Genomic DNA, 14,936 nt, shown 5'->3' on the forward strand with positions numbered 1-14,936 from the left:
TTTTTTTTGCGCCAACTGGCACTGCGGCGACCGGTCGCAGCCGACTGTTACCAAATCCGAAATGATCCATGTCAGTAAAAGCCCTTTCTCAATGTGTTACAGGACATTATCCTTACGCCCGTCCAGCTGAAACGCTTCTCCCCTGCTGCATTCCTGCTGCGTTCAACTCATCCCCTTTAGAAAAAGATCAAGAATTCCTTCTCTATGCCTGATTTTCAAACTCCGCGAGACAGCGCTGTCTCTTCCTCTGTGTCCAGCCGAAAAGCCCTGAAGCTGATCAGCGGGTTCACCGCGCTGGGCCTTGCCACTTGCACCCAGGCCGCGCCAGCCTTCGATAGCGACTCGCCGTGGATGCTGGGTGACTGGAACGGCACTCGTACCGAACTTTCGAAAAAAGGCTACGACTTCAAAGTCGATTACACCGGTGAAATGGGCAGCAACCTGCACGGTGGCTACGACCATGACCGTACCGCGCGCTACAGCGACCAGTTTGGTTTTGGTACTCACCTGGACCTGCAGAAGATTCTGGGCTGGGACGACGCTGAGTTTCAGCTGACCATCACCGAACGCAACGGCAACAACATCAGCAACGACCGGATCAACGACCCGCGTGTTGGCGGTTTCACCTCGGCGCAGGAAGTCTGGGGCCGTGGCCAGACCTGGCGCCTGACGCAGATGTGGTATCAGCAGAAATTCTTCGACCAGAAGCTCGACATCAAGGTCGGCCGCTTCGGCGAGGGCGAAGACTTCAACAGCTTCCCCTGCGACTTCCAGAACCTGGCGTTCTGTGGCTCCCAGGTCGGTAACTGGGTCGGTGGCATCTGGTACAACTGGCCGGTCAGCCAGTGGGCCATGCGCGTCAAATATCACCTGACGCCCGAGCTTTACGCGCAAGTCGGGGCTTACGAGCAAAACCCGTCCAATCTGGATCGCGATAACGGTTTCAAGCTCAGCGGCAGCGGCACTCAGGGCGCAATCCTGCCGGTAGAACTGGTCTGGACCCCGAAGCTCAATGACCTGCCGGGTGAATACCGCGCCGGTTACTACTACAGCAGCGCCAAGGCCAGCGACGTCTATAAGGACAGCAATGGCCAGCCGGCCGCCCTGAGCGGCGAGGCTTACCGCAGTGCGTCGAGCAAGCATGGCGTGTGGCTCGGTGTTCAACAGCAACTGACCAGCCGCGCCAGCGATAACGCTCGCGGCCTGAGTGTGTTCGCCAACGCCACGATGCACGACAAGAAGACCAACGCCATCGACAACTATGTCCAGGCCGGCGTCGTCTACAAAGGCCTGTTCGATGCTCGCGCCAAAGACGATATCGGCTTCGCGCTGGCCCGTGTCCACGTCAACCCGGCCTACCGCAAGAACGCCGAGGCGACCAACCAGGCCCGCGCCGTCCAGGACTTCGACGACCCGTCGTTCCTGCCACCGCAAGACACCGAGTACAGCAGCGAGCTCTATTACGGTGTGCACGTCACCAATTGGCTGACCGTGCGCCCGAACCTGCAATACATCCGCCACCCCGGTGGCGTGGACAAGGTTGATGACGCGCTGGTTGGCGGGATCAAGATCCAGTCGTCTTTCTAATTAAAACCACAAGACCTGTGGGATTGAATCAACCGCACACCTTTCTTAACTGAACCATGCCCGCGCCAGATCGTCATCTACAGTGAACTTGCGCGGGACTACTTAAACGTCACGGAGAACCACACTATGAGCACTGATGGTGCTTTGAGTCGAAGCCGTCTGCTACCGAGCCTGCTCGGTATCGTGCTTCTGCTAATGGGCCTGGCCTTGCTGGCCGGGGGAATCAAGCTGAGCATGCTCGGCGGCTCGCTGTATTACCTGCTGGCCGGTATCGGCCTGATGGTGGCCGGTGGGCTGCTGCTGGCCGACCGTTATGCAGCGCTGAGCGTGTACGCGGTGGTGCTGTTCGCCAGTACCGTCTGGGCACTGTGGGAAGTCGGTCTGGACTGGTGGCAACTGGTACCGCGTCTGGCGCTGCTCTTTACCCTCGGCATCGTCATGCTGCTGCCATGGTTTCGTCGCCCGTTGCGTCGCGGCGACTTCAACCCGGTCGGCACTGGTGTGCTGAGTGCAGCCGTGGTCATCGCCGGTATCGCCGCGCTGGCCAGCCTGTTCACCAACCCCGGTGAAATCAAAGGCCAACTGGATCGTGACGCCGTGCCTGGCATGACCAACACCGCCCCGGCCATGCCGGACGGTGACTGGAATTCCTACGGCCGCAGCGCCCACGGTGATCGCTACTCGCCATTGGCGCAGATCACGCCGCAGAACGTCAGTAAACTGGTTCCCGCCTGGACCTACCGCACCGGCGACCTGCCAGGGCCGAACGACCCGGGTGAAACCACCGCCGAAAACACCCCGCTCAAAGCCAACGGCATGCTCTATGTCTGCACGCCGCACAGCCAGGTGATCGCGCTGGACCCGGACACCGGCAAGGAAATCTGGCGTTTCGATCCGAAGCTCTCCACGCAGAAGGCGGCGAACTTCAAGGGTTGGGCGCACATGACCTGCCGTGGCGTGACCTATCACGATGATGCCGCCTACGCGTCCGAGCAGAGCCCGACCGGCACTGCCAACCCGCCAGTGACCAGCGTCTGCCCACGCCGGATCTTCCTGCCGACCGCCGACACCCGCCTGATCGCCCTGGACGCCGACACCGGCAAGATGTGCGAAGACTTCGGTAGCGGTGGCCAGGTCGACCTGACCGCTAACATCGGCGGCTTCACCCCTGGTGGTTACTACTCCACTTCGCCACCGGCGGTCACCAAAGACCTGGTGGTGATTGGCGGCCACGTCACCGACAACGTTTCCACCGACGAGCCAAGCGGCGTCATCCGCGCGTTCGACGTGCACACCGGCAAACTGGTGTGGAACTGGGACAGCGGCAACCCGGACGACACCACGCCGATTGCCGAAGGCAAGATTTACACCCGCAACTCGCCGAACATGTGGTCCATGTTCGCCGTCGACGAAAAACTCGGCATGCTCTACCTGCCGATGGGCAACCAGACCCCGGATCAGTTCGGTGGCGCGCGTACCCCTGAATCGGAACTGCACGCCGCCGGCCTGACCGCGCTGGACATCGCCACCGGCAAGGTGCGCTGGCACTTCCAGTTCACCCACCATGACCTGTGGGACATGGACGTCGGTGGCCAGCCAACCCTGATGGACCTGAAAACCGCTGACGGTGTGAAGCAGGCGGTGCTTGCGTCCACCAAGCAAGGCAGCATTTACGTGCTGGACCGCAGCAACGGCAAGGCCATCGTGCCGATCAACGAAGTGCCGGTGCCACAAGGCGCTGTCGAAGGTGATCACACCTCGCCGACCCAACCGAAATCCGACCTGAACCTGATGCCGCCGCCGCTGAAAGAGCGCGACATGTGGGGCGTCACCCCGTTCGACCAACTGATCTGCCGGATCAACTTCAAATCCCTGCGCTACGACGGCCCGTTCACGCCGCCATCGCTGCAAGGTTCGATCGTTTATCCAGGCAACTTCGGTGTGTTCGACTGGGGTGGTATCTCGGTTGACCCGGTGCGTCAGATTGCTTTCATGAACCCGGACTACATGGCGTTCAAATCGAAACTGATCCTCGCCGCCGAAATCGCAGCCCAAGGCCCGCGTAAAAGCGAAACCGAAGGCGTGCAGCCGAACAAAGGCGCGCCATACGGCGTCATCCTCGAACCCCTGCTCTCGCCAATGGGCCTGCCGTGCCAGGCACCGGCCTGGGGTTACGTGACAGCGGTCGACCTGACCACCAGCAAAATCATCTGGAAACACAAAAACGGCACCGTGCGCGACAGCTCGCCGGTTCCGATCCCTCTGAGCATGGGCGTTCCCAGCCTGGGCGGCACCTTCACCACCGCTGGTGGCGTGGCCTTCCTGAGCGGCACCCTCGACCAGTACCTGCGCGCCTATGACGTGAAAAACGGCAAGCAACTCTGGGAAGGCCGCCTGCCAGCCGGCGCGCAGACCACACCGATGACCTACACCGGTAAGGACGGCAAGCAATACGTGCTCGTCGTTGCGGGTGGTCACGGATCGCTGGGCACCAAGCAAGGTGACTATGTGATTGCGTACAAACTGTCGGAATAAGCGGTAGCGGCAGTTAAAACAAAGGCGACTACTTTGCGGTAGTCGCCTTTTTTGTTGCTGCAATCCCCCCCCAACCCCCTGTAGGAGCGGGCTCGTTGGAGATCCAATATCTGTCAAAACCCTGAACACACACTCTGAAATAGCCAAGGCCATTGAAACCACCCCCCACCTGCCCCATCTAAGATCCATACCCTATTGCGCAGGTGCCCCATGACCGACCAGCAAGAATTCCCCGAAGACCCGAGCGAATACACAGAAACAGACAGAACCGAACACCACGCCCCCGGCAAAGGCCTCACCCTGCCTGGCCAGAACCTGCCGGACAAGGTCTACATCATCCCGATCCACAACCGGCCTTTCTTCCCGGCGCAAGTACTGCCGGTGATCGTCAATGAAGAGCCGTGGGCCGAAACCCTCGAACTGGTGAGCCAGTCCGACCATCATTCCCTGGCCCTGTTCTTCATGGACGCCCCCCAGGAAAACCCGCGCCACTTCGACACCGAAGCCCTGCCGGAATACGGCACGCTGGTGAAAGTCCATCACGCCAGCCGCGAAAACGGCAAACTGCAATTCGTCGCCCAGGGCCTGACCCGGGTGCGCATCAAGACCTGGCTCAAACACCATCGCCCACCGTACCTGGTGGAGGTCGAATACCCGCATCAGCCCACCGAGCCGACCGATGAGGTCAAGGCTTACGGCATGGCGCTGATCAACGCGATCAAGGAACTGCTGCCGCTCAACCCGCTGTACAGCGAAGAGCTGAAGAACTACCTAAACCGCTTCAGCCCCAACGACCCGTCGCCGCTGACCGACTTCGCCGCGGCCCTGACTTCGGCCACCGGCAGCGAGCTGCAAGAAGTGCTCGACTGCGTGCCGATGCTCAAGCGCATGGAAAAAGTCCTGCCGATGCTGCGCAAGGAAGTCGAAGTCGCACGTCTGCAAAAAGAGATTTCTGCTGAAGTTAACCGCAAGATCGGCGAGCATCAGCGTGAGTTCTTCCTCAAGGAACAACTCAAGGTCATTCAGCAAGAGCTGGGCCTGACCAAGGACGACCGCAGTGCCGATATCGAACAGTTCGAGCAACGCCTGACGGGCAAAGTGTTATCGCCCCAGGCGCAGAAACGCATCGCCGAGGAAATGAACAAGCTATCAATCCTCGAAACCGGATCGCCGGAATACGCGGTGACCCGCAATTACCTCGATTGGGCGACTTCGGTGCCGTGGGGCGTGTACGGCGAGGACAAACTCGACCTCAAGCACGCGCGCAAGGTGCTGGATAAACACCACGCTGGCCTCGACGACATCAAGGACCGCATCCTCGAGTTCCTCGCGGTCGGTGCCTATAAAGGCGAGATCAGCGGCTCCATCGTCTTGCTGGTAGGCCCACCGGGTGTGGGCAAAACCAGCGTCGGCAAATCCATCGCCGAATCCCTGGGCCGGCCGTTCTATCGCTTCAGCGTCGGCGGCATGCGCGACGAAGCCGAGATCAAGGGCCATCGCCGCACTTACATCGGCGCGCAACCGGGCAAACTCGTCCAGGCGTTGAAAGACGTCGAAGTGATGAACCCGGTGATCATGCTCGACGAGATCGACAAGATGGGCCAGAGCTACCAGGGCGACCCGGCCTCGGCGCTGCTGGAAACCCTCGACCCGGAACAGAACGTCGAATTCCTCGACCACTACCTGGATTTGCGTCTGGACCTGTCGAAAGTGCTATTCATCTGCACCGCCAACACCCTGGACTCGATCCCCGGCCCGTTGCTGGACCGGATGGAAGTGATTCGCCTGTCGGGTTACATCACCGAAGAAAAAGTCGCCATCGCCAAGCGTCACCTGTGGCCGAAACAGCTGGAAAAGGCCGGCGTGTCCAAAGGCAACTTGAGCATTAGCGACATTGCATTGAGGGCCTTGATCGACGGCTACGCCCGCGAAGCCGGGGTACGGCAACTGGAGAAAAACCTCGGCAAACTGGTGCGCAAAGCGGTAATGAAACTGCTCGACGAACCGAAAGCCGTCATCAAACTCGGCCCGAAAGACCTGGAAGCCTCACTCGGCCGACCGGTGTTCCGCAACGAACAAGTGCTGTCCGGTGTCGGCGTCATCACTGGTCTGGCCTGGACCAGCATGGGCGGCGCGACCCTGCCGATCGAAGCCACGCGCATTCACACCCTCAACCGCGGCTTCAAACTCACCGGGCAACTGGGGGACGTGATGAAAGAGTCGGCAGAAATTGCCTACAGCTACGTCAGCTCCCATCTGAAGCAATTCGGCGGTGACCCGACGTTCTTCGACGAAGCGTTCGTCCATCTCCACGTACCCGAAGGCGCCACGCCGAAAGACGGCCCGAGCGCCGGCGTGACCATGGCCAGCGCCCTGCTCTCCCTCGCCCGCAACCAGCCGCCGAAAAAAGGCGTGGCCATGACCGGTGAACTGACGCTGACCGGGCATGTACTGCCGATTGGCGGCGTGCGTGAAAAAGTCATCGCAGCGCGTCGGCAGAAGATCAATGAACTGATTTTGCCGGAGCCCAATCGCGGTAATTTCGAGGAGCTGCCGGAATACCTGAAGGAAGGCATTACCGTGCACTTTGCCAAGCGCTTTGCGGATGTGGCGAAGATATTGTTCTGACCCGTAGCTTGATCGTTTCCATGTGTTGGGAATAATCAGACTCAACAAAAAGCCCGCTGACCTTTTAAAGGATCGGCGGGCTTTTCATTTATGTCACAGGTCAAGAATGGCAGCTTGCCAGCGCCTACGGCGCTCCGCGCAAGAAGAACACCCACTCCCTGCCCATTTTCCTCTTCTCGAATACGTTCAACTCAACCAACCCATTCAAGGTCGACGACGCAGTGTTGTAAGAACAGTCCAGATTCTCCTTCACATTGACCGCCGTAAATTCCTTGGCCATTCCACTCTTGGCCACTTGGTATACAGCTCGTTGCCTCTCGGTCAATTGATCGAAAAAACCGGATTCCAACAACCATCGATCAAAGTTCTCGGCATAAGCCAGACTTTTCCGATAAGCCTCAGTAAAACCACTGACGGCACGCAGAATCACCGAACACTGGAAATCGATGAAATAAGTCAGGTCCAGTTCATCAGCTTCCGTATTCAGATACGAGCGGCCATATTTCACCGGCGCATTGCGCAGCAAAATGCTGATCGCTATATACCGAAAGGCCGAGAAGTCATTCTTGAACATGAACCAGTAAAACAGCGCTCGGGCAACCCGGCCGTTGCCGTCGCGAAAAGGATGCTCATAACCCAACGCAAAATGCAGGGCGATGCCTTTTATCAACGGATGAAGATAATCCACTTGATAGGGGTCGTTGTGGGACTGATTGATCCAATTCGACAGCACCTGCAGCCGTGACACCAGCCCTGCTGCGGGCGGCGGTGTATGAACGGTATTGCCCTCGCCATCCTGCACCACCACATCATCGTTGGCCCTGAAAGCCCCGGGTGAATATTGAGTGTCGTCGATGCCCTCCACGCCGACACGATGCATCGCCGTAATCAGCTCGACGCTCAAGGGTTCATAACGCTTTTCCCAGGCGAAGTTCATCATTTTGTAGTTGCCGATGACCATCCGCTCATCCGGCGTACGCGGCAGCCGCTTGCGCTTGAGCATATCTTTGGCTACTCGGGTAGTGGTTGCCGCACCTTCGAGTTGGCTGCTGCTGATTGCTTCATCTTCGATCAGATCGTTGAGCAGGTAGCTGAAATGCGCGTGCTCGCCGATCTGGCTGGTCATGTGTTCCAGCGCTGCCGTTGTTGCTTGCCGATCGACGGCAGAAATCGCTTTCTGCGCCAGCGGCGTGAGCACGAAGCGGCCCCATTGGACAGGTTCGCCCAATGGCAGAAGGGTTGAGTACTGGGCGGTCCGGGCTTTTTTGACCAAGGCCCAGCACAGATTCGAGTCCAGCCCCGGCGCCCAGCGGTAGCGCAAGTCATCGAATGGAAGGTAACGCCCCTGATCGTCCAGAGGCTTGAGCAGTGCGAGGTAGTCCGAGAGGCGTTCCTTATTGGGCGATTGCCCCAACCGATCGAACACCGGGTCGGATCTGCCCTTCAGCATGGGCGGCTTTTTCATCATTGTCTCAAAAACTCACGAAACTGAGCCTTGAGTACAGCACCGCCCTTGCTCTGACTCAATATCAGACGGATCTGAAATACATGTAGGAGCCGCCGCAGGCCGCTCCTACAAGGGAATGCGGTGAGCCAAACCACGAGGTCGAGGCCGCCAAGATCAAACGGGCTCTTTCTTGACCCTGAACCAAGCCGCATACAACGCCGGCAAGAACAGCAACGTCAACGCCGTCGCCACAATCAGCCCGCCCATGATCGCCACCGCCATCGGCCCGAAAAACACACTGCGCGACAATGGAATCATCGCCAGTACCGCCGCCAACGCCGTCAACACAATCGGCCGGAAACGTCGCACCGTCGCCTCGATAATCGCCTGCCAAGGCTTGAGCCCGGCAGCGATGTCCTGCTCGATCTGGTCCACCAGAATCACCGAGTTGCGCATGATCATCCCGGACAAGGCGATGGTCCCGAGCATGGCGACGAAGCCGAACGGCTGACGGAACACCATCAGAAACAACGTCACCCCGATCAACCCCAGCGGCGCCGTCAGAAACACCATGGCAGTGCGTGAGAAACTGCGCAGTTGCAGCATCAGCAACGTCAGCACCACCACAATGAACAACGGCACCCCGGCCTTCACCGAGTTCTGCCCACGGGCCGAGTCTTCCACCGTACCGCCGACTTCCAGCAGATAGCCGTCCGGCAGTTCGGCGCGGATCGGATCGAGGGTCGGCATGATTTGCTGTACCAGTGTCGCCGGTTGTTCCTTGCCGTAGATGTCGGCGCGAACCGTCACGTTGGGCAGGCGGTTACGGTGCCAGATGATGCCTTCTTCGAAGCCGTATTCCAGCGTGGCAATCTGCGACAGCGCCACGCTGCGACCGTTGTCGGTCGGCACGGCCAGGCTCGGCAGCAACGCCAGTTCGGTACGCTCATGCACCGTGCCGCGCAGCAGGATCTCGATCAACTCGTTGTCTTCGCGGTACTGGCTGACACTGGCACCGGTCAGCGAGCCTCGCAGGAAAGTCGAGAGGTTCGCCGTGCTCACGCCCAGTGCCCGCGCGCGGTCCTGATCGACGTTCAGGTACACGACCTTGCTCGGCTCTTCCCAGTCCAGATGCACGTTGGCCACGTGTGGATTCTCGCGAACCTTGGCCGCAACTTTACGCGCCAGGGCGCGGACGTCCGCAATGTGTTCACCGGTGACCCGGAACTGCACCGGATAGCCGACCGGCGGGCCGTTCTCCAGACGCGTGACCCGCGAGCGCAGGGCCGGGAATTGTTCGTTGAGGGTTTCGATCAGCCAGGTGCGCAGGGTTTCGCGGTCTTCGATGGTTTTGGCCAGGACGACAAACTGCGCGAAGCTCGCGGCCGGAAGTTGCTGGTCCAATGGCAGGTAGAAACGCGGCGAACCGGTGCCGACATAAGCCACGTAATTGTCGATCCCGGCGTGATCCTTGAGCAGACCTTCAAGACGCTTGACCTCCTCGGCGGTGTTGCTCAGGGAGGCACCTTCGGCGAGTTTCAGATCAACCATCAATTCCAGTCGCCCCGATGCCGGGAAGAACTGCTGCGGCACGAAACGGAACAGCACCACGGACGCGACGAACATCACGATGGTCAGCACGATCACCGTTTTGCGCCGGCGCACGCACCACTCCACCAGCCGTCTGACGCGCTGGTAGAACGGCGTGCCGTAAGGGTCGGGTTGGCCGTCGCCGGTGCCGTGTTTGGCGGCGTGAATTTTCGCCAGGTCCGGCAGAAGTTTCGCCCCCAGATAAGGCACAAAGACCACAGCCGCCACCCACGACGCCAGTAGCGCGATGGTCACCACCTGGAAGATCGAGCGGGTGTACTCGCCGGTGCCCGATTGCGCGGTGGCAATCGGCAGGAAACCGGCAGCGGTGATCAACGTACCGGTGAGCATCGGGAACGCGGTGCTGGTCCAGGCGTAGCTGGCAGCCTTGATCCGGTCGAAGCCCTGCTCCATTTTGATCGCCATCATTTCCACGGCGATGATCGCGTCATCCACCAGCAAGCCCAGCGCCAGCACCAGCGCGCCGAGGGAAATCTTGTGCAGACCGATGCCGAGGTAATACATGCAGGCGAAGGTCATCGCCAACACCAGCGGAATCGCCAGCGCCACCACCATGCCGGTACGCACACCGAGGGAGAAGAAGCTCACCAGCAACACAATCGCCAGGGCCTCCACCAGCACCTGAACAAACTCGCCAACACCGGTTTTCACCGCGGCGGGTTGATCGGACACTTTGCGCAATTGCATGCCGGCCGGAAGGTTTTTCTGGATCCGGGCGAACTCGATTTCCAGCGCCTTGCCCAGCACCAGAATATCGCCACCGTCCTTCATGGCCACCGCCAGACCGATGGCGTCATCAGCCATGAAGCGCATGCGCGGCGCCGGTGGATCGTTGAAGCCACGACGAACGTTCGCCACATCGCCGATGCGGAACGTGCGATCAGCGACGCGGATCGGGAAGTTCTTGATCTCGTCAACCGTCTGAAAATTCCCCGAGACCCGTAGCTGCAAACGCTCGCTGGTGGTTTCGAAGAAACCAGCGGTAGACATCGCGTTCTGTTCTTCAAGCGCCTGCTGCACCGCCGCCAACGGCACCCCGAGGGTGGCCAGTTTGACGTTGGAGAGTTCGATCCAGATCTTCTCGTCCTGCAACCCGATCAGGTCGACCTTGCCCATATCCTTGACCCGTTGCAGCTGAATCTGGATGCGGTCGGCGTAATCCTTGAGCACCGCGTAATCAAAACCGTTGCCGGTCAGGGCGTAGATGTTGCCGAAGGTGGTGCCGAATTCATCGTTGAAAAACGGCCCCTGAATACCCGGTGGCAGCGTCTGACGGATGTCGCTGATCTTCTTGCGGACCTGATACCAGAGGTCCGGGATATCCACCGAATGCATCGAATCCCGCGCCATGAACGTCACCTGGGACTCGCCCGGGCGGGAGAACGAGGTGATCCGTTCGTACTCGCCGGTTTCCATCAGTTTCTTTTCAATACGCTCGGTGACCTGGCGCGACACTTCCTCGGCTGTGGCCCCCGGCCAGTTGGTACGAATTACCATGGCCTTGAACGTGAACGGCGGGTCTTCGCTTTGGCCGAGCTTGGTGTAGGACAACGCGCCGACCACAGCCAGCAAGAGCATCAGAAACAGTACGATCTGGCGGTTACGCAGCGCCCATTCGGAAAGATTGAAACCCATCGGGGATTACTCCTTGTGCGCCAGATTGACCACGCGGTTGGAGCGATCCACCGGGCGCACTTGCTGCCCGTCGTGAAGCACATGAACACCGGCCGCCACCACCCAATCGCTGGCGTTCAGGCCTTCGAGCACCGGCACGGTTTTCTCGCCGAATGCACCGACCCGCACCGGGACTTTTTTCAAGGTGTTGTTGGCGCCGACCACCCACACGTAGGTGGCACCGTTTTCCGCGGTGACCGCCGACAGCGGCACCGACAACGGCACCGCTTCAGCGGTCTGGATAAACACCCGGGCGCTCTGGCCGAGTTCGGCGGGGACCTTGCCGGCGGTAAACGCAATACGGGCGGCGAAGGTGCGGGATTTGGGATCGGCGGCAGGCGACAACTCACGGATGCGCCCGGAGAAACGCTGGTCGGGTTGAGTCCAGAGTTCCACCGAGACCGGCTGACCGACCTTGAAACGGCCGAAGCTCTGTTCCGGCAAACTGATCAATACTTCGCGCTCGCCATCGGTGGCGAGGGTAAAGACAGTTTGCCCGGCCGCCACCACTTGCCCGACTTCAACCGCGCGTTTGGCCACCACACCATCCTGTGGCGCACGCAGCACCGCGTAACTGGCCTGATTGGTCGAGACGTTGAATTCGGCTTTGATTTGCTTGAGGCGTGCCTCACCGGAGCGGTAGAGGTTTTCCGCATTGTCGTACTGCGAACGGCTGACCATCTGCCGTTCCATCAGGGTCTTGTAACGATCACGCTCGGCGCGAACCATGCTCAGATTGGCCTCGGCGGCCGCGACCTGGGCACGGGTGACTTCCAGTTGCAGGCGCACGTCCTGAGGATCGAGTTCCGCCAGGGGTTGGTCAGCCTTGACCCGCTGCCCTTCTTCGACCAGTCGTCGGCTGACTTTGCCGCCAATACGGAAGGCCAGGTCCGGTTCATACCGCGCGCGGACTTCACCCGGGTAACTTTCCATTGCCTGCGCCGAAGGCTCTGGCTGCACCACCATGGCCGGGCGGACGGTAACTTGAGGAGCCTCTTCGTGGCCACACGCAGACAGTAAAAAAGCCAGACTGACCGGCAACGCGAGGGACAAGGCATAGCGCAGCATGGTGAAGGACCTTTCGCTAATGGTGCTTGGAATAATTATACTGGCCAGTATGTTATTAATAGCAAACTCACCAGTCCAGTATTAAAGCGAAGAATGTCAGACAATCTTTCCCCACCCAGCGGTCCGGGCCGCCCCAAGGATCTGGCCAAGCGCCAGGCAATCCTCGACGCGGCAAAAATCCTGTTTCTGAGTAAGGGTTACGCCAACACCAGCATGGATGCCGTAGCGACTGAGGCCGGTGTGTCGAAGCTGACGGTCTACAGCCATTTCAACGACAAGGAGACGCTGTTCTCCTCCGCTGTCGTGGCCAAATGCGAGGAGCAATTGCCTCCGCTGGTTTTTGAATTGCCGGACGGCATTGCCGTGGAAACCGTGCTGCTGAACATCGCACATGGCTTTCATCAACTGATCAACAGTGACGAATCGGTGAACCTGCACCGGCTGATGATGACGCTGGGCAGCCAGGACCCGAAACTCTCACAGATCTTCTTCGAGGCCGGGCCGGAACGCATGCTGCACGGCATGGAGCGGCTGCTAAGCAAGATCGATCAGAGCGACCTGCTAAGCATCGACAAACCACGCAATGCCGCCGAGCACTTTTTCTGCCTGCTCAAGGGCGCGGGGAATTTCCGCTTGCTGTATGGCTGCGGCGAGCCGGTAACCGGGGATGCGGCCGAAGCCCATGTGCGGGAGGTGGTGGGGTTGTTTATGCGGGCGTATCGGCCTTAACCGGCCTGATAGATATTGGGTGTCAGGGCTGACGCCATCGCGGGCAAGCCCGCTCCCACAGGTTCCGAGGTGATCTCAAATAGTGTGCCCAACACAAAACCTGTGGGAGCGTGGCTTGCCCGCGATGAAGGCGACACGGTCTTAAGCCTTGAGCGCTTTCTTCGGATAAATGTCATACCGGCTGGACTTGCCGTCCAGCGCATGGCTCGGCTTCGGCCCATCGATGCACGGCGCCTTGCGCGGGCGTTTGACCACTACCCGGTGACTGGCCAGGGCCAACGCCGCTTCGAGCAGGGCCGGCGCATCCGGGTCATCGCCGACCAGCGGCCGGAACAGGCGCATTTCCTTCTTCACCAACGCGGTTTTCTCACGATGGGGAAACATCGGATCGAGGTAGATCACCTGCGGCGGCTCGCCTTCCCAGTTGCGCATCACCTCGATCGAATTGCCTTTGAGCAAACGCATCCGCGCCACGATCGGCGCCACGTCGAAGTCTTCCGCGCCGCGCGCCAGACCATCCTCAAGCAAGGCGCCGATCAGCGGCTGACGCTCGATCAGGCTCATCTCGCAGCCCAGGCTGGCCAGCACGAACGCATCCTTGCCCAACCCCGCCGTGGCGTCCAGCACCCGTGGGCGCACGCCCTGGGCGATGCCAACCGCTTTGGCGATCATCTGACCGCTGCCGCCGCCGTACAACCGACGATGGGCCGCACCACCCTCGATAAAGTCCACCCGCACCGGCCCCGGTGCGTCCGGCCCCAGTTGTTGCAGCTGCAACCCCTGCTCGCCCACCTGTAAGGCAAACTCGCCGTCATCCACCTGCAGCGGCAAACCCAGGCGCTCGGCCCATTGCTCGGCCTGTGGCTGGAAAGTCGCGCCCAAGGCTTCGACATGGATGCGGCAGGCCGCAGGTTGCTCAATCATGGGAAAACACGCTCAAAAAATTAATGATCGGCAAAAACGGCCGATAACCAAACTATCGAGCATTTTGCCAGAGCTGAGCGTCGACCGAGAAAAATGTCAGGCATTCAACGCACATCGATAGGCTATATCTCGCCCCACGGCGATTTTGGCCTGCGAAATTCCCAAGCACTGAGCGGCGTCAGTCACCTGTGGCAAGATTTTTTTGCCCAGGCCCTGGCCGATCAGTCGGGCGATGTGGTGCCGGCGTCTCTCAACTTCCCACCGGTCGATCTCGACAGCCCGGTCGAACCGACCGTCGGCAGCGAGCTGTTGGCGCACATCATTTCCCAGCGTGAATGTGATGTGAAAGAAACCGAAGTCCGCCCGCCGGAGCCATTGTTCCTGCCGATTGCCGAGCTCGAAATGGACCTGGCCGACAAACCGTTCCCACCGTTCCCGCCGGAAGAAATCGTCGCGCAACAGAAACAACAGGACTTCGAAAGCGGCTGGGTTCGCCCGATCGTGCTGACCGCCGGTCAACCGCTGCCCGAGCCTGGCGTTGCGCCGCAACCGCGCCCGCTGCACTTGCCGATTGCCGAGTTCGAGCTCGACCTGCTGGACAAGCCGTTCCCGCCGTTCTCACCGCAAGAGTTGGTGGAACAGCAGAAACAACTCGATTTCGATAACGGCTGGGCGCGCCCGATCGTTCTGCAGAACCTGCGCATCGCCGCATAACCCCTCAGCGGCCCAGCCA

Annotated in this window: 9 protein-coding genes; 5 read left to right on the forward strand and 4 right to left on the reverse strand. The window is 60.0% G+C overall.

The features are described from left to right. Nucleotides 1-204 precede the first annotated feature (204 nt). The 3 genes from J3D54_RS02770 to lon all read left to right on the forward strand — a co-directional run bounded on the left by J3D54_RS02770 (nucleotide 205) and on the right by lon (nucleotide 6,750). Nucleotides 205-1,587 carry a carbohydrate porin gene (locus J3D54_RS02770; RefSeq protein WP_253416602.1) on the forward strand — a complete coding sequence of 461 codons (1,383 nt, stop codon included), beginning with the start codon at nucleotides 205-207 and terminating at the stop codon, nucleotides 1,585-1,587. A 126-nt stretch (nucleotides 1,588-1,713) separates the two neighbouring features. Next, on the forward strand, nucleotides 1,714-4,122 hold the full coding sequence (locus tag J3D54_RS02775; protein WP_253416603.1) for a glucose/quinate/shikimate family membrane-bound PQQ-dependent dehydrogenase: 2,409 nt from the start codon (nucleotides 1,714-1,716) through the stop codon (nucleotides 4,120-4,122). A 210-nt stretch (nucleotides 4,123-4,332) separates the two neighbouring features. After that, nucleotides 4,333-6,750 carry an endopeptidase La gene (lon, locus tag J3D54_RS02780; RefSeq protein WP_253416604.1) on the forward strand — a complete coding sequence of 806 codons (2,418 nt, stop codon included), beginning with the start codon at nucleotides 4,333-4,335 and terminating at the stop codon, nucleotides 6,748-6,750. A gap of 124 nt (nucleotides 6,751-6,874) precedes the next feature. Here lon and J3D54_RS02785 read toward each other — a convergent pair whose 3' ends face one another. The 3 genes from J3D54_RS02785 to J3D54_RS02795 form a co-directional block, all read right to left on the reverse strand. Then, complete coding sequence (locus J3D54_RS02785) at nucleotides 6,875-8,215, reverse strand: Fic family protein (RefSeq protein ID WP_253416605.1); 1,341 nt, start codon at nucleotides 8,213-8,215, stop codon at nucleotides 6,875-6,877. 156 nt (nucleotides 8,216-8,371) lie between these two features. Then, a complete protein-coding gene (locus J3D54_RS02790) occupies nucleotides 8,372-11,443 on the reverse strand; it encodes an efflux RND transporter permease subunit (RefSeq protein ID WP_253416606.1) in 3,072 nt (1,023 codons plus the stop codon). A 6-nt stretch (nucleotides 11,444-11,449) separates the two neighbouring features. After that, the gene (locus J3D54_RS02795) at nucleotides 11,450-12,550 is read right to left on the reverse strand and encodes an efflux RND transporter periplasmic adaptor subunit (protein WP_253416607.1); all 1,101 of its coding nucleotides are present in this window, start codon (nucleotides 12,548-12,550) and stop codon (nucleotides 11,450-11,452) included. A 93-nt stretch (nucleotides 12,551-12,643) separates the two neighbouring features. Here J3D54_RS02795 and J3D54_RS02800 point away from each other — a divergent pair, with 93 nt between their 5' ends. Further along, nucleotides 12,644-13,279 carry a TetR/AcrR family transcriptional regulator gene (locus J3D54_RS02800; RefSeq protein WP_253416608.1) on the forward strand — a complete coding sequence of 212 codons (636 nt, stop codon included), beginning with the start codon at nucleotides 12,644-12,646 and terminating at the stop codon, nucleotides 13,277-13,279. A 141-nt stretch (nucleotides 13,280-13,420) separates the two neighbouring features. Here the strand turns inward: J3D54_RS02800 and J3D54_RS02805 are convergent, their stop codons facing one another. Continuing rightward, nucleotides 13,421-14,200 (reverse strand): class I SAM-dependent methyltransferase, encoded by a 780-nt coding sequence (locus J3D54_RS02805; RefSeq protein ID WP_253426473.1) that lies wholly within the window; start codon nucleotides 14,198-14,200, stop codon nucleotides 13,421-13,423. 96 nt (nucleotides 14,201-14,296) lie between these two features. On the opposite strand from J3D54_RS02805, the gene J3D54_RS02810 reads away from it, so the two are divergent. Beyond that, the gene (locus J3D54_RS02810) at nucleotides 14,297-14,917 is read left to right on the forward strand and encodes an energy transducer TonB (protein ID WP_253416609.1); all 621 of its coding nucleotides are present in this window, start codon (nucleotides 14,297-14,299) and stop codon (nucleotides 14,915-14,917) included. Nucleotides 14,918-14,936: the final 19 nt, after the last annotated feature.

This window comes from Pseudomonas sp. GGS8, assembly GCF_024168645.1.
Taxonomy (GTDB): Bacteria; Pseudomonadota; Gammaproteobacteria; order Pseudomonadales; family Pseudomonadaceae; genus Aquipseudomonas.

What these genes read in the sequence shown, in the direction of transcription:
- lon (WP_253416604.1), top strand. Translation starts at nt 4,333, where the DNA reads ATGACCGACCAGCAAGAATTCCCCGAAGACCCGAGCGAATACACAGAA.
- J3D54_RS02775 (WP_253416603.1), top strand. Translation starts at nt 1,714, where the DNA reads ATGAGCACTGATGGTGCTTTGAGTCGAAGCCGTCTGCTACCGAGCCTG.
- J3D54_RS02795 (WP_253416607.1), bottom strand. Translation starts at nt 12,550, where the DNA reads ATGCTGCGCTATGCCTTGTCCCTCGCGTTGCCGGTCAGTCTGGCTTTT.
- J3D54_RS02790 (WP_253416606.1), bottom strand. Translation starts at nt 11,443, where the DNA reads ATGGGTTTCAATCTTTCCGAATGGGCGCTGCGTAACCGCCAGATCGTA.
- J3D54_RS02810 (WP_253416609.1), top strand. Translation starts at nt 14,297, where the DNA reads ATGTCAGGCATTCAACGCACATCGATAGGCTATATCTCGCCCCACGGC.
- J3D54_RS02785 (WP_253416605.1), bottom strand. Translation starts at nt 8,215, where the DNA reads ATGAAAAAGCCGCCCATGCTGAAGGGCAGATCCGACCCGGTGTTCGAT.
- J3D54_RS02800 (WP_253416608.1), top strand. Translation starts at nt 12,644, where the DNA reads ATGTCAGACAATCTTTCCCCACCCAGCGGTCCGGGCCGCCCCAAGGAT.
- J3D54_RS02770 (WP_253416602.1), top strand. Translation starts at nt 205, where the DNA reads ATGCCTGATTTTCAAACTCCGCGAGACAGCGCTGTCTCTTCCTCTGTG.